25 protein-coding genes and 1 pseudogene are annotated in these 25,456 nt (G+C 51.6%); 14 read left to right on the top strand and 12 right to left on the bottom strand.

Going from position 1 to position 25,456, the window contains the following annotated elements; all coding sequences use genetic code 11:
• Positions 1 to 8: 8 nt before the first annotated feature.
• Positions 9 to 1,223 (bottom strand): MFS transporter, encoded by a 1,215-nt coding sequence (locus EPA93_RS09910; protein ID WP_165422999.1) that lies wholly within the window; start codon positions 1,221 to 1,223, stop codon positions 9 to 11.
• 564 nt (positions 1,224 to 1,787) lie between these two features.
• Positions 1,788 to 3,371, bottom strand: coding sequence for an apolipoprotein N-acyltransferase (locus tag EPA93_RS09905; RefSeq protein ID WP_129886960.1), 1,584 nt, complete (start codon positions 3,369 to 3,371; stop codon positions 1,788 to 1,790).
• A gap of 485 nt (positions 3,372 to 3,856) precedes the next feature.
• Here EPA93_RS09905 and EPA93_RS09900 point away from each other — a divergent pair, with 485 nt between their 5' ends.
• Positions 3,857 to 4,348, top strand: coding sequence for a beta-class carbonic anhydrase (locus EPA93_RS09900; protein ID WP_129886958.1), 492 nt, complete (start codon positions 3,857 to 3,859; stop codon positions 4,346 to 4,348).
• Positions 4,349 to 4,528: 180 nt separating this feature from the next.
• The gene (locus EPA93_RS09895) at positions 4,529 to 4,900 is read left to right on the top strand and encodes a response regulator (protein ID WP_165422998.1); all 372 of its coding nucleotides are present in this window, start codon (positions 4,529 to 4,531) and stop codon (positions 4,898 to 4,900) included.
• Between the two features lie 17 nt (positions 4,901 to 4,917).
• Here the strand turns inward: EPA93_RS09895 and EPA93_RS09890 are convergent, their stop codons facing one another.
• From EPA93_RS09890 to EPA93_RS09860, 6 genes and pseudogenes are all read right to left on the bottom strand, one after another.
• Positions 4,918 to 5,523, bottom strand: a complete 606-nt coding sequence (locus EPA93_RS09890) for a DNA-3-methyladenine glycosylase I (RefSeq protein ID WP_207229498.1) — start codon at positions 5,521 to 5,523, stop codon at positions 4,918 to 4,920.
• 260 nt (positions 5,524 to 5,783) lie between these two features.
• Positions 5,784 to 6,620: a class I SAM-dependent methyltransferase gene (locus EPA93_RS09885; protein WP_129886952.1), complete on the bottom strand. Its 837-nt coding sequence runs from the start codon at positions 6,618 to 6,620 to the stop codon at positions 5,784 to 5,786.
• A 142-nt stretch (positions 6,621 to 6,762) separates the two neighbouring features.
• Positions 6,763 to 10,433, bottom strand: a pseudogene (locus tag EPA93_RS09880) (type ISP restriction/modification enzyme).
• Between the two features lie 72 nt (positions 10,434 to 10,505).
• The gene (locus EPA93_RS09870) at positions 10,506 to 10,754 is read right to left on the bottom strand and encodes a helix-turn-helix domain-containing protein (RefSeq protein WP_129886950.1); all 249 of its coding nucleotides are present in this window, start codon (positions 10,752 to 10,754) and stop codon (positions 10,506 to 10,508) included.
• 22 nt (positions 10,755 to 10,776) lie between these two features.
• Positions 10,777 to 11,028 (bottom strand): helix-turn-helix domain-containing protein, encoded by a 252-nt coding sequence (locus tag EPA93_RS09865; protein WP_165422996.1) that lies wholly within the window; start codon positions 11,026 to 11,028, stop codon positions 10,777 to 10,779.
• A 104-nt stretch (positions 11,029 to 11,132) separates the two neighbouring features.
• On the bottom strand, positions 11,133 to 11,345 hold the full coding sequence (locus EPA93_RS09860; RefSeq protein ID WP_129886946.1) for a helix-turn-helix domain-containing protein: 213 nt from the start codon (positions 11,343 to 11,345) through the stop codon (positions 11,133 to 11,135).
• Between the two features lie 303 nt (positions 11,346 to 11,648).
• On the opposite strand from EPA93_RS09860, the gene EPA93_RS09855 reads away from it, so the two are divergent.
• From EPA93_RS09855 to EPA93_RS09840, 4 genes are all read left to right on the top strand, one after another.
• Positions 11,649 to 11,867 (top strand): hypothetical protein, encoded by a 219-nt coding sequence (locus EPA93_RS09855; RefSeq protein ID WP_129886944.1) that lies wholly within the window; start codon positions 11,649 to 11,651, stop codon positions 11,865 to 11,867.
• 40 nt (positions 11,868 to 11,907) lie between these two features.
• Positions 11,908 to 12,807: a class I SAM-dependent methyltransferase gene (locus EPA93_RS09850; protein WP_129886942.1), complete on the top strand. Its 900-nt coding sequence runs from the start codon at positions 11,908 to 11,910 to the stop codon at positions 12,805 to 12,807.
• Positions 12,808 to 12,826: 19 nt separating this feature from the next.
• Complete coding sequence (locus EPA93_RS09845) at positions 12,827 to 13,087, top strand: hypothetical protein (RefSeq protein ID WP_129886940.1); 261 nt, start codon at positions 12,827 to 12,829, stop codon at positions 13,085 to 13,087.
• A 186-nt stretch (positions 13,088 to 13,273) separates the two neighbouring features.
• On the top strand, positions 13,274 to 13,987 hold the full coding sequence (locus EPA93_RS09840; protein ID WP_129886939.1) for a hypothetical protein: 714 nt from the start codon (positions 13,274 to 13,276) through the stop codon (positions 13,985 to 13,987).
• 224 nt (positions 13,988 to 14,211) lie between these two features.
• Here the strand turns inward: EPA93_RS09840 and EPA93_RS09835 are convergent, their stop codons facing one another.
• From EPA93_RS09835 to EPA93_RS09825, 3 genes are all read right to left on the bottom strand, one after another.
• Positions 14,212 to 14,760 carry a GNAT family N-acetyltransferase gene (locus tag EPA93_RS09835; protein WP_129886937.1) on the bottom strand — a complete coding sequence of 183 codons (549 nt, stop codon included), beginning with the start codon at positions 14,758 to 14,760 and terminating at the stop codon, positions 14,212 to 14,214.
• Positions 14,761 to 14,866: 106 nt separating this feature from the next.
• Positions 14,867 to 16,069: a radical SAM protein gene (locus tag EPA93_RS09830; RefSeq protein WP_129886935.1), complete on the bottom strand. Its 1,203-nt coding sequence runs from the start codon at positions 16,067 to 16,069 to the stop codon at positions 14,867 to 14,869.
• Positions 16,070 to 16,344: 275 nt separating this feature from the next.
• Entirely contained in the window at positions 16,345 to 17,712 is a 1,368-nt protein-coding gene (locus tag EPA93_RS09825) for a dipeptidase (protein WP_129886933.1), read from the bottom strand.
• A gap of 523 nt (positions 17,713 to 18,235) precedes the next feature.
• On the opposite strand from EPA93_RS09825, the gene EPA93_RS49025 reads away from it, so the two are divergent.
• From EPA93_RS49025 to EPA93_RS09815, 3 genes are read left to right on the top strand one after another with little or no spacing between them, the layout of a single operon-like run.
• Complete coding sequence (locus EPA93_RS49025; protein WP_207229495.1) at positions 18,236 to 18,634, top strand: AzlC family ABC transporter permease; 399 nt, start codon at positions 18,236 to 18,238, stop codon at positions 18,632 to 18,634.
• Positions 18,635 to 18,636: 2 nt separating this feature from the next.
• Complete coding sequence (locus EPA93_RS49020) at positions 18,637 to 18,981, top strand: hypothetical protein (RefSeq protein ID WP_207229494.1); 345 nt, start codon at positions 18,637 to 18,639, stop codon at positions 18,979 to 18,981.
• Positions 18,971 to 19,267: an AzlD family protein gene (locus tag EPA93_RS09815; RefSeq protein ID WP_129886931.1), complete on the top strand. Its 297-nt coding sequence runs from the start codon at positions 18,971 to 18,973 to the stop codon at positions 19,265 to 19,267. Before EPA93_RS49020 ends, EPA93_RS09815 begins: the two co-directional genes overlap by 11 nt.
• A gap of 92 nt (positions 19,268 to 19,359) precedes the next feature.
• On the opposite strand, the gene EPA93_RS09810 is transcribed toward EPA93_RS09815, so the two are convergent.
• Positions 19,360 to 20,445: a MarR family winged helix-turn-helix transcriptional regulator gene (locus tag EPA93_RS09810; protein ID WP_242527362.1), complete on the bottom strand. Its 1,086-nt coding sequence runs from the start codon at positions 20,443 to 20,445 to the stop codon at positions 19,360 to 19,362.
• A gap of 143 nt (positions 20,446 to 20,588) precedes the next feature.
• Between EPA93_RS09810 and EPA93_RS48280 the strand changes: the two genes are divergently transcribed.
• The 5 genes from EPA93_RS48280 (at position 20,589) to EPA93_RS09790 (ending at position 25,299) form a co-directional block, all read left to right on the top strand.
• Complete coding sequence (locus EPA93_RS48280) at positions 20,589 to 20,732, top strand: hypothetical protein (protein WP_165422995.1); 144 nt, start codon at positions 20,589 to 20,591, stop codon at positions 20,730 to 20,732.
• A 39-nt stretch (positions 20,733 to 20,771) separates the two neighbouring features.
• Entirely contained in the window at positions 20,772 to 22,007 is a 1,236-nt protein-coding gene (locus EPA93_RS09805) for a serine hydrolase domain-containing protein (protein ID WP_129886929.1), read from the top strand.
• Between the two features lie 274 nt (positions 22,008 to 22,281).
• A complete protein-coding gene (locus EPA93_RS09800; protein WP_242527361.1) occupies positions 22,282 to 23,472 on the top strand; it encodes a cytochrome P450 in 1,191 nt (396 codons plus the stop codon).
• Positions 23,473 to 23,708: 236 nt separating this feature from the next.
• A complete protein-coding gene (locus tag EPA93_RS09795) occupies positions 23,709 to 24,671 on the top strand; it encodes an aldo/keto reductase (protein ID WP_129886927.1) in 963 nt (320 codons plus the stop codon).
• A 304-nt stretch (positions 24,672 to 24,975) separates the two neighbouring features.
• Positions 24,976 to 25,299, top strand: coding sequence for a hypothetical protein (locus tag EPA93_RS09790; protein ID WP_129886925.1), 324 nt, complete (start codon positions 24,976 to 24,978; stop codon positions 25,297 to 25,299).
• The last annotated feature ends 157 nt before the right edge of the window (positions 25,300 to 25,456 follow it).

The raw sequence follows: 25,456 nt of genomic DNA, 5'->3' as shown, positions 1-25,456 counted from the left end.
TCGGTTGGCTAACGAAGTTGCTTGAGCCCACAGCCAAACAAGCCAGGAAACCCTATCAGGAGTGCTGAGAGCGCAATCATTGTCGGTATCCCAAGGATAAGCAGCAGGCTACCAGCCGCACCACTGGCCAGCGGGCCAGCACTTTGCATAAGCGTACGTAAGAGAGCAAAGACCCGGCCACGAAGTTGTTCAGGGATAATCTGCATACGTAGCGTCTGCGCCCAGATGGTAAGCGGTGCGCTAAAGAAGCCAAGGAGAGCCAGTCCGACTACAGTCCACCAGATACCGGTTCCCAGAAGCAAGCAGCCAAGCGAAATACCTGCGAGGATCTGGGCCAGGCAAATGAGCAGGCCCAGATAAAGGGGAAACACAAAGCTACCTGCCAGAATAGAGCCCATGACCTCACCCGCCGCCAGAATACCCAATAACACTCCATACAAACCGGGCCCGCCTTGTAGTACCTGAACCGCAAAGAGAGGAAGCCACACTGAGAGAAAGCCTTCTCCAACGTTAAACAACATAAACATAATAGTAGTAGCCAGAAGCACCCTATTATGCAGCAGGAGAGCGACAGCATCGCGAAATCGATACGTTTTGCCAACTGCATCAGCCTGGGGAGATTGCTCGACCTTGATTCGTATGCTTCCCAGAGCCAGAGCAAAGAAAGCGTATGAGAGCGCATCTACCACGATTACCGAGGGAGCTCCGAACCTGGCAATCAACAGGCCTGCCACAGGTGGTCCAAGCACTCCGCTCAAGGTATAACTCAAAGTCTCCAAGGCATTAGCTGTAGCCAATTGGGGCTGAGAAACAAGAGTAGGAATGAGCGCTGGCCCTCCGGCCAGGGAGATCATCATCAAACAGCCATAAATCAGAGCAATCAGATATATGTACCAGAGAGCAAGATGGCCGAAATAGTACAGAAGAGGGATCGTTGCAACAACTATACCGCGAACTGCATTATCTAGCAGCATCATAATCCGCCGGTCAAAGCGATCTAAAAGCGTACCTGCAACCAACCCGCCCACTACCACTGGACCCGTATAGCACAGGAGCAGTATGCCAACAGCCTGGGGAGAACCGGTAGTTTGATAGACAAACCAGATAAGCGCGATGCGGGTCATCGCATCTCCAATTGCCGAGAACGTAAAACCTAGCCAGAAGTGGCGAAAAGATGAGTTTTGAAACATATCTCGATATGTCTCCACTTGCCAGTGCGTCATAGATCGACCTCCTGGGTAGCATCGTTTATACATTTACTGCTCTTAATATATCCATTGCTCAAGAGCAATAAAACGAGCTTTTGGCCTCAAGAATGTGTATTTGCTTAATTGGTAGAGGCGCTTTAGCCCCTCCGGGCCATCTTCGTGCTGATGCAACCTTCCAGTAAGATACAGGAAACTGTGAGAACTGTCTGGCAAATTCCGGTCCTCATTGTTCGATCGCCATGCAGAAAGCCGCCAGGCCTTCCAGGCACATCGAAATGCCTATCTTCGCTTGCGGCTGTAGAGGATAATGCTTCGGGCATGCTTGCTACTATGCTCGAAAACTGCTGGCCATAGTAGGGAAGCTAGCAAAGCTTTCTGCGGTGAAAGTCTCGCTATCTATTTTGTTCTATGCTAGAAAAGTGATGCGCGCTCCAGCTGCTTAGCCTGATAATAATCCTGCCTTGCAGCTGGCCTTTGTGCCCAAGGCTTGCCCTGGATCATAGCCTCCCTGATGGGCGTAGCACCTACTAGCATATGCCGGGCAAGCCTTTCACATTTTCAGTAAGCTGAGTGCAGCACTCAGTTCACACCCACCTCCGTCTCCAATGGCGACGACGCTGCGGGTCCAACCTTCAGCCCTGGTAAACGACGTTGCCAGGCCCCCAAAGAGACATATCCTCCCAGCAGGAGCAATCCCGCGATACACAACCAGGCGAATAGATCACCCACGAGCGCGTAGAGCGTCAAGACTCCCTTTGTAGGCACAAAAGCGAGCATGGTTTGCTGATCAGTCGTGAAGTAATCGGTAGCGCCCAGAACATGGCCCTGATAATCAACAGCCATGGCCAGTCCATGACTGGCTTGCCGCACCAGCGAGTAGCCATTCTCGATCGCGCGGAAAGTAGCGTTGTAGGTATGCCAGGGATCGATTCCCAGCCAATCATTGCCAGGCACAAGCATTAGATCAAGACTATTAGCGCCCCTCTGACGCATCAGGTCCGGGAAGTCGGCATCGAAGCAGATTACATTAGAGATGCGCCCATAGGGAGTATCTACGATAGGAAGCTTGCCGTCTCCCGGCGTAAAGTCCTCCATGGCCGGGACAGGATGGGCTTTATCAAAGGTCCAGGCTACCTGACCCGTTGGCTCTACCATGATGGCCCTATCCTGCGCATACGGCGCCTTGGGAAGTAAAACAACCATGCCCATATCTAGATAGACATGTTCTGTACGAGCCAGCGTCTTAGCCTGCTCCAGCAGCTTATCCACATCCTCCGCCAGCACCACGGACCCTCCTTCGGGCCAGATGACGATCTTAGCACCTGCTCGTGCCTCTTGCTGGCTGAGGCGTAAGAGCTCATCATTGAGAATAGCAAAAGCCGCGCTCATTTTTTGGCGGTTAAGAGGAATAAGCTCCTCCTGTCGGGTAAAGTTACTTATCTGCATTACTTTTTGATACGTAGATTTCGACGCGCTAATGCCAGCCACGCGTATTGTCTGTGAAGTGGGCGGAAAGAAGGCAAGACGAATGCTACCACCCAGCAGAACCAGGGCCAGGAGCGCACAGTAGAGCATGCTCGTCGCCCGTATTCTTGACCAGACGAGACGCTGTTCCCAGGCCCAGTTGACAACAGGCGCCAGCCAGGCCAGCAGGAAACTTACGCCATAGACACCCGTAATGGATACTACTTGCAAGAGTGGAAGGTTGCCATGCTGCGTGTAAGCAAGCGAAAACATGCTTCCAAAGGGGGTAAAGGTGATGACATATTCACAAGCCACACGAGCAAGCGGGAAGACCAGAGTAGCGAGTATGCCGCTTGCCAGACCGAGACGCGGACTGATCAGCCTATCGAGCAGATAAGGCAAGGCCAAAACGGCACTAAAGAGCACAAACACCGCCATCATGATCGGATTAAACAGTTCTGACTCGGCCAGAAAGAAGGCCATAGTACCAATCGTGGCCAGCCATATACCTATGAAGCCGATCAGGGCTCCACTTGTACGACTGAAACGCAGGAAGAAGATGGGATAGAGCCAGGCAGCCAGAGAAAGATCCCAGCGCCCGTTGGTGGCAAAAAGCGACAAGATGAGACCGGTTACCAACCAGATGTATTCAGGGCGGCGCGTCGCCCTTGCCTGATCGGATGCAATACGATTTTCCATAACCTTTTTAGCCTTTCCTTGCAACAATTTTATAGCAACCTTCCAGCTAATCCAAAAGCCGGCACAAGACTTAGAGGGTTGAACTACAAAGAGATTTCCGGGGCTTATTTGTGCGTAGATAAGAAGTAGGAAGAGTAGAACAATGTATTTTGGCGATTATTGCTATTTCACAATACTAATTTGCCATTTAGTACCACCGGCAAATACTCATGAGGTCAGTATAGCGAAATAATCATAAAGTAATATGGCAAAAGTGTTACATTATTGTGAAGAAATTGCCATAAGCAGCGCATCGGCATCGCTTACTGCTCCCAATTACGTATGGCATATCCAGCTCACCTCTCTGCAGGGGTAGCAATAATGTTAGATCCGCAAAATATATTCCCATAAAGAATTAAAATAATAACTTGAAATTATAAATAAGATATGCTATGGTTGGAAAGGAAAATGTTTCTGCGCGTTCTTAAAGGGAAAGGAGTTGTTCTATGCCTCTTATCGATGAGTTTCTTCAGGCAAACAGAGAATATGCTTCTCGCTTCCAGAAGGGTAATCTTCCAATGCCACCGGCGCGCAAAGTAGCAGTTCTCGCCTGCATGGACGCTCGTCTTGATCCAGCCCGTATTCTTGGCCTGGAGGAAGGCGACGCACATGTCATTCGCAATGCAGGCGGGCGCGCTGCCGACGCCGTGCGCTCTCTAGTCATCTCCGAGCAATTACTTGGCACAAATACCATCGTCATAGTGCATCATACTGATTGTGGTATGCTGACGTTTACTGATGATTCCCTTCGTGAAAAAGTGAAGAAGGAGTTGTCCACCGACGCCGACCACATTGCCTTCCTGGCCTTCCAGGATCTTGAGCAATCGGTGCGCGATGATATCGCCTTCTTGCGCTCATCGCCGCTCATTCCTCAGAATATAGACATTCGAGGCCTTATCTTCGACGTGAAAACTGGCAAACTTCACGCGGTAGCATAGGGTAGCATTTCGCTATCTCATCAGCAGGTTAACTCATCAGGGCAAGCGCTTCTCATGGACTAAGAAACGCAGCAAGTATGCTATATATTAAAGGGGGAGCTCAGGAAAGTCAGGCGTGTTTTCTAGCCTTGCACATCCTGAATACCACAAGCTGCTTTTGGGCCTTCTAGCGAGAAGCGTTTGCCTACCCCGAGAGAGCAAACGCAGAGCCTACTCTTCTATGACCATCTCACCGAGCATCAACCCGATCTCGTCCTGCTGGATCTGATGATACCCCATCTGGATGGACGCAAAGTGCTTATGAATATACATCTCAAGAGGCAAATACCGGTAATCGTGGTTACAGCCTATCCCAATGCTCGCCACGAACAAGAAGAGCTGCGAGCAGCCGATGTTGTACACATCGGCGAGAAGCCGGCCAATCTGGATAAGCTCATTGAACTTATCAGACAAACGATCGGCGCCCCCGAAAACTTAGCTACATCCATTCTGTCCAGCACCATTAAGCACCTACAGCGCATCTCTCTCGCAGCTTGCAGGAGGACCTTTTAATTCCCGAGCAATTCAGGCTACTTTGCTTCAAGTTGGGGGTGGGTAAGAGGCAGGTAGCGAAAACAATCGCGCGTGTGATCATTCACCATGCCGATAGCTTGCATAAAGGCATAGCAAATGGTTGTGCCTACGAAGCTAAAGCCGTGCCGCTTGAGCGCTTTGCTCATAGCATCAGATTCGGCAGTTCTGGATGGCAGCTCTGAGAGCGCGCTCCATTGATTGTGCCTGGGCGTATGTCCGACAAACTGCCAGATAAAGCTGCTAAAAGTTTCATATTCCTGCTGAACTGCGAGGAAAGCACGTGCATTTTGTACCGTGGCATTGATTTTGGCTCGATTGCGAATAATGCCCGGATCGGCGAGCAGTTGTTCGATTTTGCACTCGTCATAGCCGGCAATCGCTGCGGGATCAAAGTTATCGAAGACCTCGCGATAATGCTGGCGTTTCTTAAGCACAGTATCCCAGCTCAAGCCGGCCTGAGCTCCCTCTAAAATTAAGAATTCAAAGAGCTTTTGATCGGCATAGACCGGTACGCCCCATTCCTCATCGTGGTATTGCATGGCAAGCGGTGAGCGCGGCCAGGAGCAGCGCACAAGCTGCGTTTGTTCTATTGAGCTATCCACAAATATACTTCCTTGACTAGCGCTTATCTTTGCGCAAATAATCTCGTTTCGCTCAGGCAGGCTCATCTTGAAGCAAGCCCGCTGCCCGCTAAGAGAACATTCGAAATAATCCTACTCCGAACTAAAGATCCCTTGTCTCTACAGACGGGTAAGCTATAAGGCGTATATTACCATCTTTAGGGCTGGGGTAAAAGAAGGCGCAAGAGAAGCCCACTCAAGGCTTCTCTGATCTTCACTAAAGCTTGTGTGATAAGCGCGCTTTATGCGAGCGGTTTGCGCCCTTTCAAGAGGAGCGTATCGGTTGTGAAGTCCTTGAGATGACCATCATCATCGACATTGACTGCAAAATAGCGCTGGATGGCCGCTTCGCTCTGGAGAATAAACGCTGCGAGCGCAGCCTTTTCCGAGGCCGCAAGCTGTGAACGCGCGGTCCACTCGTCATAGTTATGGGTCTTACGGAACGTCTCGGAGTGCTCGCTCACGAGTCCCGCGCGGGCAAAGAAGCTTTGCCACTCTTCCTGCGTATAACAGCGACCGTGAGACTTATCGCGCCATTTCTCGACTCTATTACAAAAGGCATCAAGGGCGGGATCGGATGGCGCGATATTATCGATCAGCAAAAACAGGCCGCCCGGCTTGAGCACACGCGCAACTTCCTGCACTGCTTTTCCGACGTTGGGAAAGTGATGGGGAGCAATGCGACAAGTAACCCGCTCAAAGCTGGCATCTGCGAAAGGCAGATTTTCCGCATCGGCTACCTGAAACTGGGCATTGGTCACTCCTTGCGAAAGCAAAAAGGCCCGTGCCGTCTCCAGCATGGTGGGAGTCAGGTCAGAGACCATCACCTGAGCCACGTAAGGGGCGATAGCCAGGGCTGTATGACCGCCTCCGGTGGCCACGTCGAGCGCGTGAAAGCGAGGCTCCCACTCTCCCAGCTCAATTAAACGCTTGAGATCCTTGCCCTGGCGATGGGTTGCGCTGGTAACATAATTGGCAGCAGTGCGACTGAAATACTCTTGCACCTGGGCTTTTTGTTCTTGCGCGCTTCGCTGTGGCGTCTGTTCCATAAATTTTTCTCTTTCTATCGCGTTAAACATACTATATATGCGAGGCTACCGGGATCTTCTGAACCGCAGGCAAGACTTCGCTCTCCAACAGAGTGCTATGCCAGGCTGGGCCAGATGGCTGCCAGTCCCAAGGGGTGATGAGGGAGAAGAAAATTATCTTCTTCCCACTTTATTATACTTCAGGTTGGCTTAGCCAATCATCCACTGTGACGGCCTGAGCCAGCTCATTGACCAGCTTGACGGTTTCGACGCTCACCGTTACGACTCTGCAGACCAGGCGTACAATATATTCTTCGTCATCTACGCGATTGGGATCGCTCTCAATCCCGCTGCGCTTATCCTTGCTTACCTGATACTGATCGATGACCCAATCCAGGGCCGAGCGATTGCCCAGGCGATACTCGAAGCATTCCGGCGGCAATGGCCCCAAACGCAGGCTTTCATTCACAACGACGTCGCGCTTATCGCTGGATAGCGCATCTTTTCCACGCGCCAACTAAAGGGCACGTCTTTGCTCTCCAGCCATTGCAAAGGATATTCTCTCGCCTGCTCATAGTTAAGGTGCATATCCATGAGCTGCCTGCCTATGCGCACACAGGTCTCAAAGGCTTCCTGCCTGTTTACGAGTGGAATATGGGGTAGATCGCGCTTGAGGTTCTCGGCATAGCGTTCGCGATACTGGGGATGATGGAGCATGGCGTAGACATAGTGGAAGATGTCCCATTTGCTGACCTGGGGACCATATTTGGCCTGGAATTGGGCGAGCGCCCAATCGGTAATGTTCTCGCGCCGGTTAGTGCCGTCCTGTGCGTAGGTGTAGAAAGGGAAACACTGGGTTCCTGCTCCGGCTCCAACTAGATGTAAATCCGCGATGCAATTAGAAGCTAAAACCATAAAAGGTTTTTCGGAGCCTAGATCTGTGAGGCAAATTACTCCATTCTCCTTTTCGGAGGCAGGAGAGGGAAAAATCACCGGAAATAGCCCTTGTCGATGGGTCATGATGTTCTCAAAATAGAGAATCTTTCGCGTGAATGGTCGATAGACGGAATTACGAAGTGAAGTTTCTCTAAAGCTAGCTTCCATTTTGCGGGCAAAACATTCTTTCAAGCGGCTACTCCACTTGATCTTGCGCTCATCAGACAGCACAAAGTCATCGATATTCTTAGGGAAACCTGCTCTTTGCCAACGAGAAAGCTCAGCATTGTAAGTATCAATCATACTATTTGCCTTCTCAGCCAATCTCCCAGAGTCGAAATCATACATCCAGCTATCGCGGTTAGTTTGTATTCCTGGAGAATAAACTTTAAAAATTGGCCCAAACTCTGAACTGCTAGAAACTTGTGCCTTTGCAGCCTTCACCTCTTTAGAGCCTAGAGGCAGAGATGAGCTGAATTCAGAATGCATTCCTTCGGTTAGCCAATTATGTTTCTCATCTGGCTGTAAATTTAGCCATTCTATCCCTGAAATATCACTCTTTTCAGAAAGAAATTGAAACTTTGCTGTCTTACTCCAATATTCAGGTACACGATAATAACATAATGCCTTTTTGGCCTGCGAGGATCGTATAGCTATAGTAATACCTACACCAATCTGAATGCCAAACACGTTATGAGTTGTACCTGAAAGTTTAGGGTTTTTCCGTACATTGCCATGCAAATCGAGATGATAGACCTGAGTGAACTCCTGAAGGAGCCGTTTACGCATCCCATCAAAAGCAATCTGGTCAATGAAAGAGTTGTTTGTTACTAAGCAGGCAATGCCATCACGCCCCTGCAAGCGATCTGTTGCCCAACGAAAAAATTTTACATATGCATCACTTAACGCCCGAGTATTTGTTGCGTTAGTACCTTTTACATACATTTCATAGACTTGTCCATCAACCATAGGATATTTTCTGTTCTTATTATTATCATTCTCGTTCTTTTGTCCCATATTATACGGAGGGTTGCCGATCACCACCATGATCTGAGCATCTTTTTCCCGCTGCACGCGCTCAGTATTCTCTTCCACGAATAGGGGCAATTGTTTGCCCTCAGCCAGTTCCAGCGTATCGGCAAAACAGATGCCCTCGAATGGCTCATACTCACCCATACGTTCATAGTATTCGTGCTCGATATTCAGCGCGGCAATATAGTAGGGGAGCAAGGTAATTTCGTTGCAAAAGAGATCGTTGCGGTACTTGTATTTGAGCTGGTGACGTGGGATACGATGGATCAGGTTGACGATAAAGCTGCCCGTGCCCGTCGCCGGATCGAGGATCTGTACGCCCGGATCGGCAATGGACTTCCCGAACTCCTTCTGCAACACTTCATCCACGCTAGCACACATGAAATCCACGATCTCCTGCGGCGTGTAGACGATGCCATGCGTATCGGCCTGCTTGACAGAAAAGCCCTGGAAGAAACGCTCATAAACGGTATTGAGAAAGCTCTGACGCTCCGACCAGCTCTCGATGCCCTTTGCCGCCCCCTCGATAGCGATATAAAAGCGATCAAGGGTCTTGAGGAACTCGTGGCGATTGAAGGAGCGGCTGGCAAGAGCCTGAATGACCTTTTCGATTTCAGCGGCGATGGCGTTGCGGCTTACAAAGTCGGGATTATCAAAGACCGTGCGGAAGAGGCGCTCGGTCAACAAATGCTGCACCAGCATCTCATCAATCGTGGATGTGCTGATCTTGGGGTCAAGCGAGCTACGGCACAGCGCCGCAAACGTCTCGAAAGCTGCAATGAATTTCTTATTGGCCTTATGCTCTTTCTCAATAATTGCTAGCAGTGCTCCGGCCAGTTCTGGAATGCGCTCCTTGAACTCCTTAACAGCCGCCTCAAAGCTTTCGATATCCGGCTCGGTATAAGTGAAGAAACGCTTGAGCAGGTCGCTAACATGGTTGGGATTCTGCAGATCATACTCGTCAGGCAGGCGCTTCTTGTTCTGATAGAGGACCGCACAGCGGGTATTCTCAAAGATCGTATTGGTCAGGGGATAGCCATCGGCGATCTTCTTCTTAATCTCAGCCTCAAGATTGCTCTTTGGCCCCTTGGCCTCCCAAAAACCACGCTTCAGATTAAACGCATCATCGCGCAGCACAGCATCAGGGCGTATGCCACCCTCTAGCGTTTGCTCAGGGATAAGCGTCCACTTGATGAGGCGAGCCGTATCCGCCAGGAGGTTTTGAAAGGCGGTCCTCACCGCTAGCTCATAATTGGCCTTGCCTTCGTACTCTTTGAGCTGGGCATAGTAGCGTGCAATGGCCTTTTTCAGCGGCGTGTTGAGCGCTGTAGGGGTACTGGGTATCTGGGGCATGCTTCCCAAGGGCTTTTCTCCGCTTTCTGCTACAACCCTGGCCCTCCTTTTCCCGGCTGTAGTTGTTTGAGATACAGCAACCGGCGTCTTGCCGTTGATCCTATCGATAAATTCTCGAATACCTTTGGCAATATTCGTAAAGGCCGCATCCCTATTGGACCATGCTCTCACCGGTCGTGCATTTTTTGGGAGAGCCTGCAGCTTGCCAAAAAGGGCCGTTTCCCAGTCACATGGCCGCAGAAGAATAGGGATGACGGCGGCTTCACCTGCCTCATGCCTCCGAAGCGCTTCCCGCATCTCAATGCCATAGCAATAATCAGAGGCAATAAAATTCGGGCTGACCAGCAACAAAATAATGCGGGCCGCTTTCAGATGCGCATCTATCTCTTGCGCCCACAAACTGCCGGCTACGATCTCACGGCGGTTCCAGGCCTGAATAACTCCTTGTCGCTGCAAGAGGGCCAGATGGACATCAAGCTGTTTGCATAAGGCTTCATCCTCACGAGCGTAGGAGTAGAAGAGTTCAAGCGGTTTATCTGTCATCAACGGCGCTCCTTGCCTGGCTTCACATTCAACCATCAATCTTCAGTCCAAAGAACCCTGTAATCTTAGGCGTTACTCCTGAATATCTCCCTGCTGGTTCTTCTCTTGCTCATACATCTCCTCTGGAACATCTTCAATAAGCTCAGTAACAGGAACTCCCAGGGCCTTCGCCAACTTATTAATTGTCGTTGTTGCTACTTCCCGATAAGGGTCACGATAAATAGCGCGCAAGGTATTAGAAGCCATATCGGCCATTCGTGCGAGCTTCATCTGGCCAATGCCTTTTTCCTTGGCTACTTCCTTAACTCTCAATCTCAGCATTGTTATTGAAATATTCTCTCTACTACTCATAGGTTAGTATGAGTGGCAGCCGATATTCTTCAGGGACTTGCTCTTCAGCCACATCTTCTAGAAGATCCTTTGTGGGCACGCGTAATACCCTAGCGATGCGGTTGATAGTGGAAAGTGAGGCATCATGGTAGGGATTGCGCCAGATCTTCTGGATCGTTTTGTATGAGATATCAGAAAGCCTTGAGAGCTTTGCTAACCCTATCCTTTTCTCCTGAGCAATTTCTTTCACACGTAATCGCAGCAAATTGATACTTCTTTACCTGCTAGATACACTCAATACTACTACTACCCTTCTATTTCATAAGGTCTCATCCTTATGAGCATCAGAGACATGAAATTCAAAGCTTCTTATTGATCAGGACCGGGGCCATCTTCAAGAAGTGCGATTGTGGGAACATCTAAGGCCTTGGCAATGCGATCCAAAATCTCAAAAGAGGTATCATGATACGGATCGTGCCATATCACTTGTATGGTCTTGTAAGAAACGTCGGCAATACGAGAAAGTTTGGCCATGCCAATACCCTTCTCCTTGGCAACTTCTTTAACGCGTAAACGTAACATGCAACCATCCTCGCTCTTGGATCTCTGATTACTGTACTAGAGGTAGCCTATTGAAGCAAGAGAATTGTAATGGTATTATAGGTAATGGTTCCTATTCTAACGGTAACCATTAAGACACCTATATCGGAATAGAGCAAGGAGGATGAAGTGGTTACAACGAAAGGGCAATAAAAATACTTAGAGCAAATTATGATTACACCAGCATATCAAGTGCCATACAATGCTCTTAAGTAGCTTAGGAGTAGTAAAAGAGACAGGTAAAGGACGATACTTAAAACCAATTCGGCATATCAGGAGGGAAAGTTGAGTAGTGAAGTCGCCAAGATCAAGCAGCAGATCACCCTGGAATGCGAGGCCATGAAACGTGCATTGAGCGGCTATGCCATAACCGCTAAGCACGAATTCATTCATCACAAATATGAGCAACTTGGCCACTATCAAGACCAGCTCAGCCAGCTTGTCGGAGATCAGCAAGCGGCGGAAATAGCGACCATTATCTATATCAAGAGCATGGAAGGATGAGAGAAGTAGGAAATATTGGCAAAGGGAAGGAGTTTTACCCATGCTTTTACAGCAACGAATCAAGACGCTCTTTAGAAGAGGGCAACCAGTACTTACAGTCTGGGAACCAACACCACCGATCAGAATGCGCGAGGGGCGACGGTACCGCACAGATATCCCCTATCTGCTCCCCATTGATTTTACCGAGTATCATCGTTTGGATTTCGAATATTATGCATTGAAAGGCGTATCTGGCGAAAAAAGCTACAGTACACCGCTGCAAGCTCCCTCTAGCATTCTCGATGTAGGCTGCGGGAACGGGCGCTGGGTAACTGAAATGGCACAAAGCTTTCCCCAGGCTCTGGTTCTCGGCATCGATATTGAAGCATTTCCTTTCTCACCGCAGCCGCCAGTTTCCAGGAACATACAGTTTATCCAGGCTAACATATTGCGCGGGCTCCCCTTGCCCGAGAATAGCTTTGACTTCGTACATCAACGTTTTCTTGGGGCTGGCATTCCACTCAAGATGTGGCCCTGGATGATCCGGGAGCTCCTGCGCGTCACAAGCCCGCGTGGCTGGCTAGAGCTCCTAGAAGGTGGTGATGTATTCTTGAACACTGGACCCTTAATGCAAGAAATGCTGGGCTGGCGACAGGCCATGAGCAGGCGGTACGATATCTACCCGGAGGAAATACATCATCTTGGTACATGGCTCCGTGGGATAGGTGCCAAGCATGTTGAAGAGCAGCTTATTCGTCTCCCTCTGGGTTGGAGCGATCATCACAGCCTCATTCTGGCAAGAAATTTTCTCGCCATTTGCCAGGGACTGAAAGGGCAGATCTGCCCACACCTGGGCGTGAACGTGACGCGTTTTGAGGCAGTCACTTGCTTACTTCTTGAAGAATGGAAGACCTATCGTACAGAGGTCCTTTTATTTTCGGTCTATGGACAAAAAGGTTAGCAGTGAGGGAGAGAAAACAATGAGCCCACAGAATATTCCGCTTGAAACCACCTTGCGCAAGCTCCGCGCATGTGAGGCAGAATGGAAGCAATATGAAAATGCCTTGATTACTCACGCCCAACGCCAGGCAATAACTGAGCAGTTCTATGAAGATCTCCTCAAACTCTTCAAGAATTGTATCGAGCTCTTAGAACAAGTTACGGAAGGGGAAGTAGTGACCAGCGAGTGGTGCAGCCGAAGGGATGCATGCGTCAGGCAAATTCAAGAGTATATTATCTAGCAAGCAAGGATAGATGGGCAAATAGCGCGAGAGAGAAAATTTCGCTTTTTATGAATATTATGGTAAAATAATAACATTAGCATTCTATCAGCGTAGAAATAGCTCCTGTATTCTCTCAAGCCTTAAAGGCTCACGCAAACGCTCACATGTTTCTAGAGGCTCGATCTCTATCGATGGAGGGATATCATGAACGCGGCATATAAACTACCAACTTCCAGGGCTATAGCCGAGGAAGCCTTTGCAGAATTTATGGCCTTGCGCGAACAGTTTCCACCCCAGGCAAAGCAACTTCTCATGGGTTTAGCCACAAAGGGGCCACAACGCCTTTTCAAATTTATCGAGGTTAGACGCTGTGTCTCAGGAATTTCACCAGAAATTGCCTTTGAAGAGCATGTCCTCGAAGTGTTCCTCGAAGAGGCCGCTCCCCAGCTAGAGCAGATCATTAATACCAGAGCAGAACGTTTCTTCGTCTATCACAAAGCAAGAACTCCCGAGTACGATTGGGAAAAATATTCTTTGTTTAATCTTCTGGCCGTGCAGCAAGTTGCCAGGAATTATCCACAGTACTTTCCTGAAGAGGTGCTCAGAGAGCCAAGAAACTGGCTCCAGAACAATTGGATGCTCTGGGCCGATGGCAGGGGAATGAATTGTATTCGTTACGGTTTACTCAGCGGCTTTCCATTGGGCTCCGTACTAAAGTTTGCCATGTATAAAGAGGTGCGCAAGAAGCTCGAAGATGGGCAGGAAACCGCTCTGACAGAAGAGGAACGAGAGCTCATGCAAGCAAAGCAGAGCGCTCTTTCCTGGACCACAATGCTCTCCTATTTCAGTTTTTATCCCGAGGACGATCAACGCTATATGCAGCAACTCGACGAAATTTATCTCGCTCTGAAATGGTGAGCATTATAAGAGCGTGTTTGGAAAATCACAAAGGTGACCGTATATGGCAGGCTGGAGGTTTGAGTACGAGTTATCCAAGCAATCTTTCCGATGAGCAAAGATTACGAGCGAAAGGTCCAGACCAGCGAAACATTCATCCAAGTGACGATGATTCGGCTGCTGCTTACTCGCCTTGAACGGAGAATAGAATCTGTTCTCCAACCTCCTTTGCGTGCTGTGGCTGCCTAGCGGCCCACAGAGAGATCAAGGCACCAATCGTTGCACTGCATAAAACTGCCCTTAGGATACTCAAACTCACATTCCTCGATAAGGGCAAATCCCAGTTTGCGGCAAATCGCATTAGATGGTGGATTGTCAACCGATGGAAAGGCATGCATAAATCGGCACTTGCCGTCTGACTGAGCCATGCGAATAGCCTGGGCAGTCGCTGCGCTTGCGATTCCCCTTCCTTGGAACGTCGGGAGCACCGACCATCCGATCTCATAGACCTGTTCGCCATGCCAGGTGCGCTCCCAGTAACCGACCGATCCAATCGCCTCACCCGTAGTATGGTAGACAATCTTGAGCATCCGGTTATGGCTGGAGTTTGCGCGAAGGTATCGGTTATGGCGCTCAGCAAGCTGTACATCACTCTCGGGGCCGCCGAGATGTCCCATCATCGCCGGGTCACCTAGCAGTTTCTTCAGGAGTGCAAGATCGTCCTCACCCCACAGTTCGATACGCACAGTGTTCTGGCCGAACATGTCGCCCTGTGATTTGCTGCTTACAGGCATTCCTGTCTCCTTTCGGACAAATGCTCACCCAAAAGATGCAGCCACAAATCGTCTGGCAACATCTCTACATTTTCAGCCATTCACAAACATACTCTAAAAACATCTTCTAGAACAGGCTGGATTGCATGATAGGCCTGCGGCCCGCTAAGAGAATATAAGGTGCGGCCTGCTCGGGAGCGTGGATACCCAGCTTTTGCAGGTGGGCAAGCTCGGTCAAGCGACCACGGCGGCGGGCTTGCAGAATTGCCTCGGCCCCCTTTGGTCCGATGCCCGGCACACGCAACAGGCGGCCCCGGCTGGCCGTCATGATCTCCACAGGCGTACCTCGTAGATAGCGCTCAGCCCAGGCACGTTTGGGGTCCATATCGGTAGGCAAATTTCCAGCAGCCAGGAAGGCAAGATCCTTGACACGCCAGCCATAGTGACGCAACAAAAAGCTAGCCTGATACAGACGGTGCTCACGCAAAGGATCGGTAGCCGGCATCTGCTCAAAAGGCGTTTGCAGCACAGGATTAAAACCCGAATAGTACACGCGGCTAAGCCCTACCTGCCGATAGAGTTGCTCACTCAAAGAGAGCAATTCCTGATCCGTATCGCCCACAGCTCCTACCACAAACTGCGTCACAGTCCCGGCCAGTCGCTCTTCTGGATGCTGGCGCCGAATCTCGGCAGTCCAGCGCAACATGCGTAAAAGCTCGCGCTCAAAATCCTTTTTGGGGGCCAGTGCGTTGACACGTTCCTGCGTCGGGCCTTCAAGGTTGATCGAGACGCGATCGGCCAGTTGCATCAAGCGATAGAGCTGCTCATACTCGATGCCTGGCATAATTTTAAGATGCAAATAGCCGCCGTATTCATAACGCTTGCGCAAAATCTCGGCTGTAGAAATAATCTTGTCCTGCGTCGTCACGCCACCTTTGATAATCCCCGAGGATAGAAACATGCCGCCAACGCTCCCGGCCCGCTGCAGGGTATCAAAACCTCGCGCCAACTCGTCGGGGCCAAACGTGAGGCGCTTCATGCGGCTGCGCCCGGCTCGGAAGGGACAATAGTAGCAATTCTTTTCGCAAGCTGTAGTCACCATAGTCTTAAGCACTGGCAGGCTCCCGCGAGGCGTTACCACATTGGTAATGCACTCGGCCAGGCTATGAGACTGATAGGCTGTAGGCTGCTGCTCCTGCTTTGGCTGGTCGCCAGCAGGCTCGAAGACTGTTGCATTGCCCATTTGCGCAAGTTTGATTATTATATCAGGCTGCATCTGTACTAACATGGTTGCAGTATACAGAACTAATGTTCTAATGTCAAGGCCCACGTAACTGCTCAGGCCCTCTCAAATGAGGAGAGAAAGGGAGCCAATCTGAAGCAGATCCTGGTGAGTGGAGCAAACATCAAAAGAGCAGATCTGCGTGGCAGCCCATGACTGAGCGACATGAACCTCACGCTGTAACCGGGAATCAACTTCTCTGGCGGTCTCTGGGACCGCCCTTTCCGACTACAAGGATCTGCTTCCTGGCTTCCTTAAAAACTGGCGCACATTCGCGCTATATACCAGTACATTCTCTGGAAATACCCATTTCTTGCTGCATTTTAGCGCTGCGCCAGGCGATGGAGCATTTTGCAGTAGGCGACGGGGCCGCGCCGGAAGCTCGACAGGCGGAAGAATTCGTTGGGAGCGTGAATCTGTTCATCCTCAAGACCAAAGGCGAAGCCAACGGTGTAAGCTCCAAGTTGGGTGAGGAATAACTCGCAGACGGGAATGCTTCCCCCTGTACGCTCATGATACGGAGCTTTGCCGTAGAGTTCTTCTAGCACATCTGCTGCTGCCCGGTTGCCCCAGTGATCAGCAGGGATCAAATAGGGCTGCGCTGTACCGGGAAGAGGATGTACCGCAGCCTGGACGCCAGGAGGGGTATGTTTCTCGATATGCCTGGCAATCAGCTCGACGATGGTAGCCGGGTTCTGGTCAACGACCAGGCGACAGGTGATCTTGGCATGCGCTTCCGCCGGCAAAACAGTTTTGACGCCCTCTCCCTGGAAACCACCCCAGATCCCGTTGATCTCAAGGGTTGGACGTGCGGCAAGATGCTCCTGGGAGGTATAACCTGGTTCAGCCAGCAGAGCATTTACACCGATCCTCTCCTGATACTCGTGCGAGTCGAAAGGAACAGCGGCAATGGCAGCACGATCGGCCTCGGAAAGTGGGAGCACTGAATCGTAAAAGCCTTCAACCAGGATTTTCCCTTCGGGACTGCGCAAGGAGGCAAGGAGGGCCACCAGGGCGTGAATGGGATTGGGAACAGCACCGCCATACATACCAGAGTGCAAGTCGCCTTTGGGGCCACGCACATCGATCTGCACAGCCGCCAGTCCTTTGGCAGACAGCATCAATGAGGGCTGATCTTCGCTGTACTGACCTCCATCAGAACTGAGCACGAGATCGCAGGCCAGCAGATCGCGGTGCTGGGCAATAAAGGCGGGCAACTGCGGGCTGCCAATCTCCTCCTGTCCTTCCAGGAAGAATTTCACATTGACTGGCAAGGTTCCCTCTGTCTTGAGCAAGGCCTCAACCCCGAGAATAGGAGTGAACATGTTGCCTTTATCATCTGAGGCGCCACGAGCGTAAACGCGATCCTCAATAATGGTCGGCGTAAAGGGTGGATGCGTCCACAGTTCGAGCGGATCTACTGGCTGGGTATCGAAGTGCCCGTAAATCAGCACGGTTGGCTTCTCAGGCGCGTGAAGCCATTCTCCGTAGACAACTGGATGTCCCCCTGTGGCTAAAACCTTTACGTGTTCCAGACCGGCACTGGTCAGACGATCAGCCACCCATTGAGCAGCTCGTTGCACGTCGGCGGCGTGAGCAGGCAGCGATGAAATACTGGGGATGCTGAGAAATTGCAGAAGCTCATCCTGATGTTGAGACTGATGTTCTAAAAGGTACGTTTCCCACGTCATGATTGTGGATTCTGCCTTTCTAAAGAGTGAAGGAAGAGCGGGGTCCTCTTTGTTCTAGCACTACAGGGTATCCAGTTCAACATAGCAGGTATGGAACTGAATGCGATTCTTCTCGCTCTCACCTCATGATACCCTCACACCAGATTTTTAGCAAGGGAGAGAAATAGGCAAAATAGGCTCATCCTTCTGGGGCATTCTCAAGAAAGATGAGCCGAGATGTGGGAGGAAAACCTCGCCAGGACCTTAGCGGTGCGCAGTATCAGGATCATTCTTGTCCTCTTTCTGTACGATACTTGAAGAAGAACAATCTGGCCTGTTGCGAAAGAGCCAGGAGAGATGATGCTGGCACAACAATAGGAATGATCATTGTTGTAGGCTGACCGCGATGCTCTGAATGATCTTCTCGCCTTTGCCCAGATTACGTACAGCTGTAGAGACCCCACGCAGGATCTGTGCTATCCGTCAAGGGATGGCCGCTGATACGTGGTGTCTTGAATGCAGATAAGAAAAGGAGTCAATGCAGGTGGTGGAGAAGAAAGAAGAAGAGCCTTCGCTGAACGAGCAGGTCACGTGGTCCTGGTCAGGAATGGTACGTGGCATGCGAAGCATCATTCCTCTAGCGTTGAGCGGCCTGACAGATGGCATTGTCTGGGGAGTACTAGCACATCAGGCGGGTCTTAACCTGGGCGAAGTGCTGCTGATGAGCGGGCTGGTCTGTGCTGGATCGGCGCAGTTCCTAGCCATTAAGCTGTGGAGCGTCCCACTGGCCGCCGGAGCCATTATACCTATCATAGCCACAACGCTGATAGTGAATCTGCGCTATTTGTTGTTGGGAGCGGCGCTTCGTCCGTGGTTTGCCAAACTGCCGCCCGCGCGTGCCTATCTCTCGCTCTTTTTCATGAGCGATAGAACTGGGCATTGACCATGCGCGAGTTTATGGAGGGAAGACGTGACGCGGCATTTCTGCTTGGTGGCGGCTTGCTACTCTTTGTGGCCTGGGTTAGCGCAACGGTCATCGGCAAGATAGTAGGAATGGCAATCAGTGATCCGGTACAATGGGGACTGGATTTTGTCTTCACAGCTGTCTTTCTCACCTTGTTGGTAGGCATGTGGAAGGGGAAGTCAGATCTTTTGCCGTGGGCGGTTGCCGCAATAGTTGCCGTAGGAGCCGCGCGTTTGTTGCCAGGTTCCTGGTACATTTTGCTGGGAGGTTTGGCCGGCAGCGTGGTGGGAGCAATAAAAATAGGGGGTGAGAAGAATGTTGAGTAATTCGCTGATCGCTATATTCGGTATGGCCCTGGTAACATACATGGTACGAGCTGGTGGGCTGTGGTTGATGGGATTTGTGAAGCCGTCACCTTGGGTGGAGGCATGGTTAAAGGCACTCCCCGGTGCGGTGATCGTTTCGCTGGTCGCTCCAACCGTGTTAGCAAGTAGCCTGCCCGAGACGCTGGCAGCACTGGCAACGGTACTTGTTGCGGCGCGTACAAAAAAGCTGTTCCTGGCAATTGTGGTAGGTGTTGGAGTGGTGTGGATGCTACGAAGGTTCCTCTAAAAGAAACCAGAGTCGTCAGGCAAACATGGAGTCAGCGCATTCAAACCTGAAAAGGTGCCACAACGATATAGCTGTGCTGGCCCCTCAAAGCCTCAATCAGAGGTGATAGTGGTCACGCTTCCAGAGCTTGCAACTTCGATGTTATAATAGGGGGCAGTCGGATCAAAGCCAGAGCTTCGCAACCACAAGTTGTTGCCCCTATGAGTTTGATCATCGAAGATACATGCCGAGCCCCAGCCTTTAAAATGCGCTTGTACGGCGACGCCAGCAGGCCGTCGAATCAGGATCTCTGATCCTCCACCACTGATCTTTATGGGAATCACGCCAGAGGGCATGGGAAGCTCCAGGTGGATCTGGCTTCCTCCCCCCTTGATCTCTAAGGAGGCGAGGTCGAGACCACCCAGTTCGGCAGTAACAGCTGTCCCCCCGCTCTGGATCACAATCTGCCATGGGATAATACGACTCAGCATGACCACAGCCTGATGTTGCACTCCAATCAGATCTAATCGTGGATAGCGAATAGTGACTACCCCGTCTTTGACAGCAACATTGGGCAACGATCCCTCGAAGCGGGCCTGATACAGTTCGACCCTCCCTTCGCTTGCACGCAAGGTCAGCTGGGTGCAGGAGGAGACAACAAGCCGGCCATGAGCGAGATCTCCAAGCGGAGCTGAGAAGATTTTCCCTTCGTCTGGTGACACCTCTTGCAGCTTGACAAGTTCCTTTCTAGACAACACGTTGCTACGCTGGAGGAACTCAAGGAGGAAGGCGAGTTGCTCCTCATCATAACGCGATACCGCCTCCTCCCACGTCTTCTCAAGAGAAGTCAGGGTCGAGTGAACCTTGTGCATTTCGTCCTTGCCTTTTTCGAGCCTGACAATGACTCTGCGACCATCGTTAGGATCACGCTCCCGGCGCACGAGCCCGGCCTCCTCCAGGCGGTTGAGGATTCTAGCGGTTGCCCCTGTAGTCATCCCCATAAGATCGGCGAGTTGACCAGCAGAAACTTCACCAGCAAGATCCAGAATATCCATCACCTGCATGTCTGTGTCAGCCGCCATCTCGCTCTGAGTCGCGGCTACCCGAAAAAAGGAAGCGCCAAAGCCGTTGATCTTCCTCAATTCCCGCTTGAGTGCCACCAGCAACTCACCGCGGTTTCTCTGATAACCTCTTGACAATGTGTATTCCTCCGTGTATTCTCTATTTTAGTGATTAAGTCACCTAAATGATTATAACTTTGATGATTAAGTCACGTATATTACATAAGTATTCACTGATTGGATCAGTAAGTTGAGTATACCATAGAAAGGTCGCATATGTCATGCCGGTAGTGATGGAAACGCGAGGATCGTCCAAAGCCTTTGGCGACCATGATGCGCTTGAGGGCAGCAAACTGGACGCGACTGCAGGAACAACTTCGTGCTCCTGGTCCCAACGTTGCGGGCAGGACAGCGACGCTGGTTAACTTACTCAAACTCAGATCCTCCAGGAAAGGCGGTACATTATGACAAACGGAACACTCGTGCACGGACACGTCGAAGACGGCTGGGGGAAGGTAGCCGATGTCTTCCGTGCCAACTTTGAAGGCAACCCCGGCGAGGTCGGCGCGGCATGCTGCGTCTACGTCGCCGGTCGCCCCGTCGTCAATTTATGGGGTGGCCTCGCCGATCGCGAGGCGAAGCGACCGTGGGACAAAGACACCATCGTCGCCGTCGCCTCCACAACCAAAGGTGCTACCGCGATCTGCGCCCATCTGCTGGTGCAGCGCGGCCTGCTCGATCTTGACGCGCCGGTGGTCAAGTACTGGCCCGAGTTCGGCCAGGCCGGCAAGGAGGAGATCAAGGTGCGCTGGCTGCTTTCCCACCAGGCCGGTCTGCCCGTCGTCGATGGACCCCTGACCTTTGAGGAGGCCTGTGCCTGGCATCCGGTCATCCGAGCGCTGGAGGCGCAGAAGCCGCTGTGGAAGCCGGGCACCGAGCACATCTACCATGCCGTGACCTTCGGGTTTCTGGTCGGAGAGCTCGTGCGCCGGATCACCGGCAAGTCGCTGGGCACCTTCTTCGCCGAGGAGGTTGCGGCCCCGCTCGGGCTCTCAGCCTGGATCGGGCTGCCCGAAGAGCAAGACGGACGGGTGGCCAAGCTAGAGTTCGCCGCTCCCTTCTCAACTGATGAGATGATCGCTGGGATGAGCGAAAGCCTCGGCCTCGATAAGGAAACGGTTGTCGCCTGGGTGAATTCAATGTGGGGACCGGACTCCATACAAATTCGCGCCGGAGTGCTCGGTGGGGCTATGAATCCCGACAGTGGCTACATGTTCACGCGTGCCTGGCGCGCGGCTGAGTTCCCCGCCGCGAACATGTTCGCTGACGCTCACTCGCTGGCGCGCATGTATGCGGCCACGGTAAGCGAGGTTGACGGCGTGCGGCTGCTCGATCCGGCCACAGTCGAGAGAATGATAGTCGTGCAGACCGACAAGACGCCCATGTACGGGCTGCCGCCGGGACTCTCGCTTCCGGCCAATCGCTCCTTCTACATGTCGCTCGGCTTCTGGCGATCCTGCCCGCCAATGCCCCTGGTCGGGCCGAAATCCTTCGGTCACCCCGGCTCGGGTGGATCTGCCGCCTTCGGTGACCCTGATGCTCAGGTGGGCTTCGCTTACGTCACAAATCTATGGTCATTCCGGGTTGGCGAACCACGGGGCTCGAACCTTGCTGCGGCGGTCGTGGACTGCCTCGGGTGAGGGAAAGCACACGTGATGCACTGATTTCCCCTGGCCTTTTTTCGGAGAGGTAGGACACCGCCAAGATAATAGCCCTCAGTGAGGCCAGGGCCAGGAATTTGACAGAAGCGGTCGGCTTGACAAAACGACATTTGCCTGACATATACAGAACTCACGCGCAAGACGACAGTGCTCAAAATTCCTGGCCCTCAAACATGGAAGAGGGCCAGCTCTGCCCCTGCGCGTAGGATATGTATCGCTAAGTGAATAGAAGATAATAGCAAGAGAAAGAAGAATGATGCAAAACAATTCCAATAGAGAAGAGCTTTATGCCCCGTATAACTGGTACCGTCAGATGCGTGAAACCCAGCCCATGTACTTCGATCCACAGATGCAGGGATGGCACATCTTCAGCTACGGGGATGTGGCCCGCGTCCTCAGCGATCACGCAACGTTTTCTTCCGATGAGAGCACCTTCCTACCGCCCGAGTACCGTAATGCCACTCCGATCAGTTCGAGCCTGTTGCGCATGGACCCGCCGCGCCATCGAAAGTTGCGCAATATCGTGTCGCAAGCCTTCACCCCACGCATGGTGGCTCAAATGGAGGCGCGCATCCAGACCATCACCAACGGCTTGCTTGATCAGATAGTCGCAAAGGGGGAGATGGATGTGATAAGGGATCTGGCCATTCCTCTGCCGATCACGGTCATTGCAGAGCTCATGGGCATCCCTGCCGAGCGGCGTGCGGATTTCAAGCAGTGGTCTGATGCCCTTGTCTCGGGAGGCGGGGAAACGACGGCAGAGGCCGCGCAGGCGACCATGCAGACGATCAGGCAGGCCACAGATAGCATAACCACCTACTTCACCCAGATCCTTGAGGAGCGGCGTGCCCAGCCACAAAACGACCTGTTGAGCGCGCTGTTGCAGGCGGAAGTGGATGGAGAACGCTTGAGCAGCGAGGAATTGGTAGGGTTCTGCGTGCTATTGCTGGTGGCCGGTAACGAGACTACTACCAACCTGATTGGCAATACTATCCTCTGCCTCGATGAGCATCCTGAAGCTATGGAACAGCTGCGTGCCAAGCGCGAGCTGGTACCAGGCGCGCTTGAAGAGGTCCTGCGCTACTACTCGCCGATCAAACTCACGATACGCGGGACCACGACTGAAACAACGATTGGTGAGCAGCACATAGCAGCTGGTCAGGTGCTGCTTGTCTGGATTGCCTCGGCGGATCGTGATGAGGCTGAGTTCCCCCATGCCGATCAGTTCATCATCGAGCGTGAGCCCAATCGGCACCTGGGCTTCGGGCGCGGCATCCACTTCTGTTTAGGCGCTCCCCTGGCCCGTTTGGAGGCCAGAATTGCCCTCAACACGATGCTCGACCGCCTGCCCGGTTCCTGGCACGTGCCCGATGCGCCGTTGTCTCCAATCGAGAGTATGTCAGTTTTTGGGGTGAAGAACTTGCCTTTGACCTGGCAGAAGTAACTTAATGTGAGTCCTGGCGAGCAGATTGTAAATTGAGGAAAATAAACTTGCGATTTCTTTGCAATTACTCTATTGAAAGCCTTTCTCATTTGTCGCTTATGGAGCGGCTCCAAAGGCAAAGAGAAAAGAGCGCTAACAAAAAGCATCAGCATAATGGGCAAGGTTCTCTCAAGTTATTTCCCCAATTTACAGTCATGATATGTGCATAAAAATAAATACGATAAGGATTTTTGCATATGATACAAGTAGGTCAGCGCCAGTTGGGAGCATCTGGCATCATGGTTCCTTCGCTGGGTATTGGCATCTGGAGTTGGGGCGATAGACAATACTGGGACTATGGTCAGAATTACACTCGCGAAGATATTTCGCAGGCTTACAAGGTTTGTCTTGATGCCGGTCTCAACTTTTTCGATACGGCGGAAATCTATGGTTCTGGTATGTCCGAACGCCTTCTTGGCGATTGCATGCGCGCCGATGGGCGTCCGATTGTCATCGCCAGCAAGTTTGCGCCTCTCCTTTTGCGCTTCTCAGCTCGCTCGCTGCTCACGGCGCTTGACCATTCGCTGGAACGCCTTGGTGTTGAACGCATCGACCTGTATCAAATTCACTGGCCGTCCTGGCGTATCGGCATCCAGCCTTTGATGGATACGCTGGCCGAGGCTGTGCGGTCAGGCAAAGTGCGCGCGGTTGGGGTTAGCAACTACAGCGCTGTTCAAATGCGTATGGCCTATGAGCGGCTAAAACGTTATGAGATTCCTTTGGCCTCAAATCAGGTACACTATAGTTTGCTGAATCGTAAGCCTGAATCGAATGGCGTGCTGGCAGCCTGTCGTGAATTGAATGTGGCCCTTATCGCTTATAGCCCACTTGAGCAAGGATTGCTAACAGGCAAATATCGCGTTACGTTGGCGAACGAACAGCCTATAACGGGAAGCCGCCGTTTTATTCCCGCGTTCAGCACCGCGCAGCGACAGAAAATGGAGCCGCTTATGGAAACATTGACGCAAATCGCCAGGGTACATGATAAGACCTGTGGCCAGGTAGCGCTCAACTGGCTGCTGGAGAAGGATGAGCATATTATCCCTATTCCAGGAGCGAGGAATATGCGCCAGGCTCAGGAGAATACGGGGGCTCTAGGCTGGCGTATTACGCCTGAAGAGCAAAAGCGACTTGATACGGCCTCAGAGCTCTGGCTGTAACAAGTGGGCGCGCTACGTACCGTTCTTTCTTAAAGTGTAAGTCCCAGCATTCAGCGAGAAGTCACTGTCTGATACTGAATGCAATTTCGATAAACAATACTACCACAGCCTACAACTCGCCTGTGCTCTGTGAAGCACATGTTGGCAGTATTTGTTTGACAAGAAGAGTTTCGGGGAGACAAACAGTTTCTCATACATTGCTACAATTTTTGGTCAACCCTGGCTGACAAGACCTCACTCCGCTGAGCTCGGATGGATGGAAATGCGTTGTGTTCTAGCAAGCTGAATCAGGAGAAAAGACACGATGATGTCACAAGAAGAAACACAGGAACAAACAGGCTCGACCTACGGCAGATATGCAGGCGATCAGGTCTACGCTCACCTACGTGACGAGGCCCCTTATGAACACATGATGAGAGAAACACCAGTAACGAAAGTGTATCCGCAAGCACATTACCATCAAAACGTGTTCCGTCTCATCGGGCTCGCCATTTCTCTGGCAAGCTTGCTGGCGTTCGCTGTTATCTGCCTGGTTCTTGTGGGTGGAATAGGAGGATGGATTAGTTTTTGTGCTGCCTGCATAGCTACCTTTATCGTGGCCACTGTCGCCATCGACAGAATTAAGTAAGCGCGCTGCATGGGCGCTGGCGGTGATCATCTCAGGGCAAATGCCGCTCACTATGCTTGCCTTCGCACTGCTAGCTTTGCTGAGATGACCACGACCTTACAGCAGGGTTGGGGATAGATAAAATCATCTGTGCTTCCATCGATTTCTTTGATAGATA

Origin of the sequence: Ktedonosporobacter rubrisoli (assembly GCF_004208415.1) — a bacterium.
Classification (GTDB): Bacteria; Chloroflexota; Ktedonobacteria; order Ktedonobacterales; family Ktedonobacteraceae; genus Ktedonosporobacter; species Ktedonosporobacter rubrisoli.
This window is presented reverse-complemented; position numbering and strand designations above follow the sequence as displayed.

Excerpts from the sequence above, each read along its gene's own strand:
- EPA93_RS09910 (WP_165422999.1), bottom strand. The coding sequence starts at position 1,223 with ATGACGCACTGGCAAGTGGAGACATATCGAGATATGTTTCAAAACTCA.
- EPA93_RS09905 (WP_129886960.1), bottom strand. The coding sequence starts at position 3,371 with ATGGAAAATCGTATTGCATCCGATCAGGCAAGGGCGACGCGCCGCCCT.
- EPA93_RS09900 (WP_129886958.1), top strand. The coding sequence starts at position 3,857 with ATGCCTCTTATCGATGAGTTTCTTCAGGCAAACAGAGAATATGCTTCT.
- EPA93_RS09885 (WP_129886952.1), bottom strand. The coding sequence starts at position 6,620 with ATGTTTAACGCGATAGAAAGAGAAAAATTTATGGAACAGACGCCACAG.
- EPA93_RS09870 (WP_129886950.1), bottom strand. The coding sequence starts at position 10,754 with ATGCTGAGATTGAGAGTTAAGGAAGTAGCCAAGGAAAAAGGCATTGGC.
- EPA93_RS09860 (WP_129886946.1), bottom strand. The coding sequence starts at position 11,345 with ATGTTACGTTTACGCGTTAAAGAAGTTGCCAAGGAGAAGGGTATTGGC.
- EPA93_RS09850 (WP_129886942.1), top strand. The coding sequence starts at position 11,908 with ATGCTTTTACAGCAACGAATCAAGACGCTCTTTAGAAGAGGGCAACCA.
- EPA93_RS09845 (WP_129886940.1), top strand. The coding sequence starts at position 12,827 with ATGAGCCCACAGAATATTCCGCTTGAAACCACCTTGCGCAAGCTCCGC.
- EPA93_RS09840 (WP_129886939.1), top strand. The coding sequence starts at position 13,274 with ATGAACGCGGCATATAAACTACCAACTTCCAGGGCTATAGCCGAGGAA.
- EPA93_RS09835 (WP_129886937.1), bottom strand. The coding sequence starts at position 14,760 with ATGCCTGTAAGCAGCAAATCACAGGGCGACATGTTCGGCCAGAACACT.
- EPA93_RS09825 (WP_129886933.1), bottom strand. The coding sequence starts at position 17,712 with ATGACGTGGGAAACGTACCTTTTAGAACATCAGTCTCAACATCAGGAT.
- EPA93_RS49020 (WP_207229494.1), top strand. The coding sequence starts at position 18,637 with ATGCGCGAGTTTATGGAGGGAAGACGTGACGCGGCATTTCTGCTTGGT.
- EPA93_RS09815 (WP_129886931.1), top strand. The coding sequence starts at position 18,971 with ATGTTGAGTAATTCGCTGATCGCTATATTCGGTATGGCCCTGGTAACA.
- EPA93_RS48280 (WP_165422995.1), top strand. The coding sequence starts at position 20,589 with ATGCCGGTAGTGATGGAAACGCGAGGATCGTCCAAAGCCTTTGGCGAC.
- EPA93_RS09805 (WP_129886929.1), top strand. The coding sequence starts at position 20,772 with ATGACAAACGGAACACTCGTGCACGGACACGTCGAAGACGGCTGGGGG.
- EPA93_RS09800 (WP_242527361.1), top strand. The coding sequence starts at position 22,282 with ATGATGCAAAACAATTCCAATAGAGAAGAGCTTTATGCCCCGTATAAC.
- EPA93_RS09795 (WP_129886927.1), top strand. The coding sequence starts at position 23,709 with ATGATACAAGTAGGTCAGCGCCAGTTGGGAGCATCTGGCATCATGGTT.
- EPA93_RS09790 (WP_129886925.1), top strand. The coding sequence starts at position 24,976 with ATGATGTCACAAGAAGAAACACAGGAACAAACAGGCTCGACCTACGGC.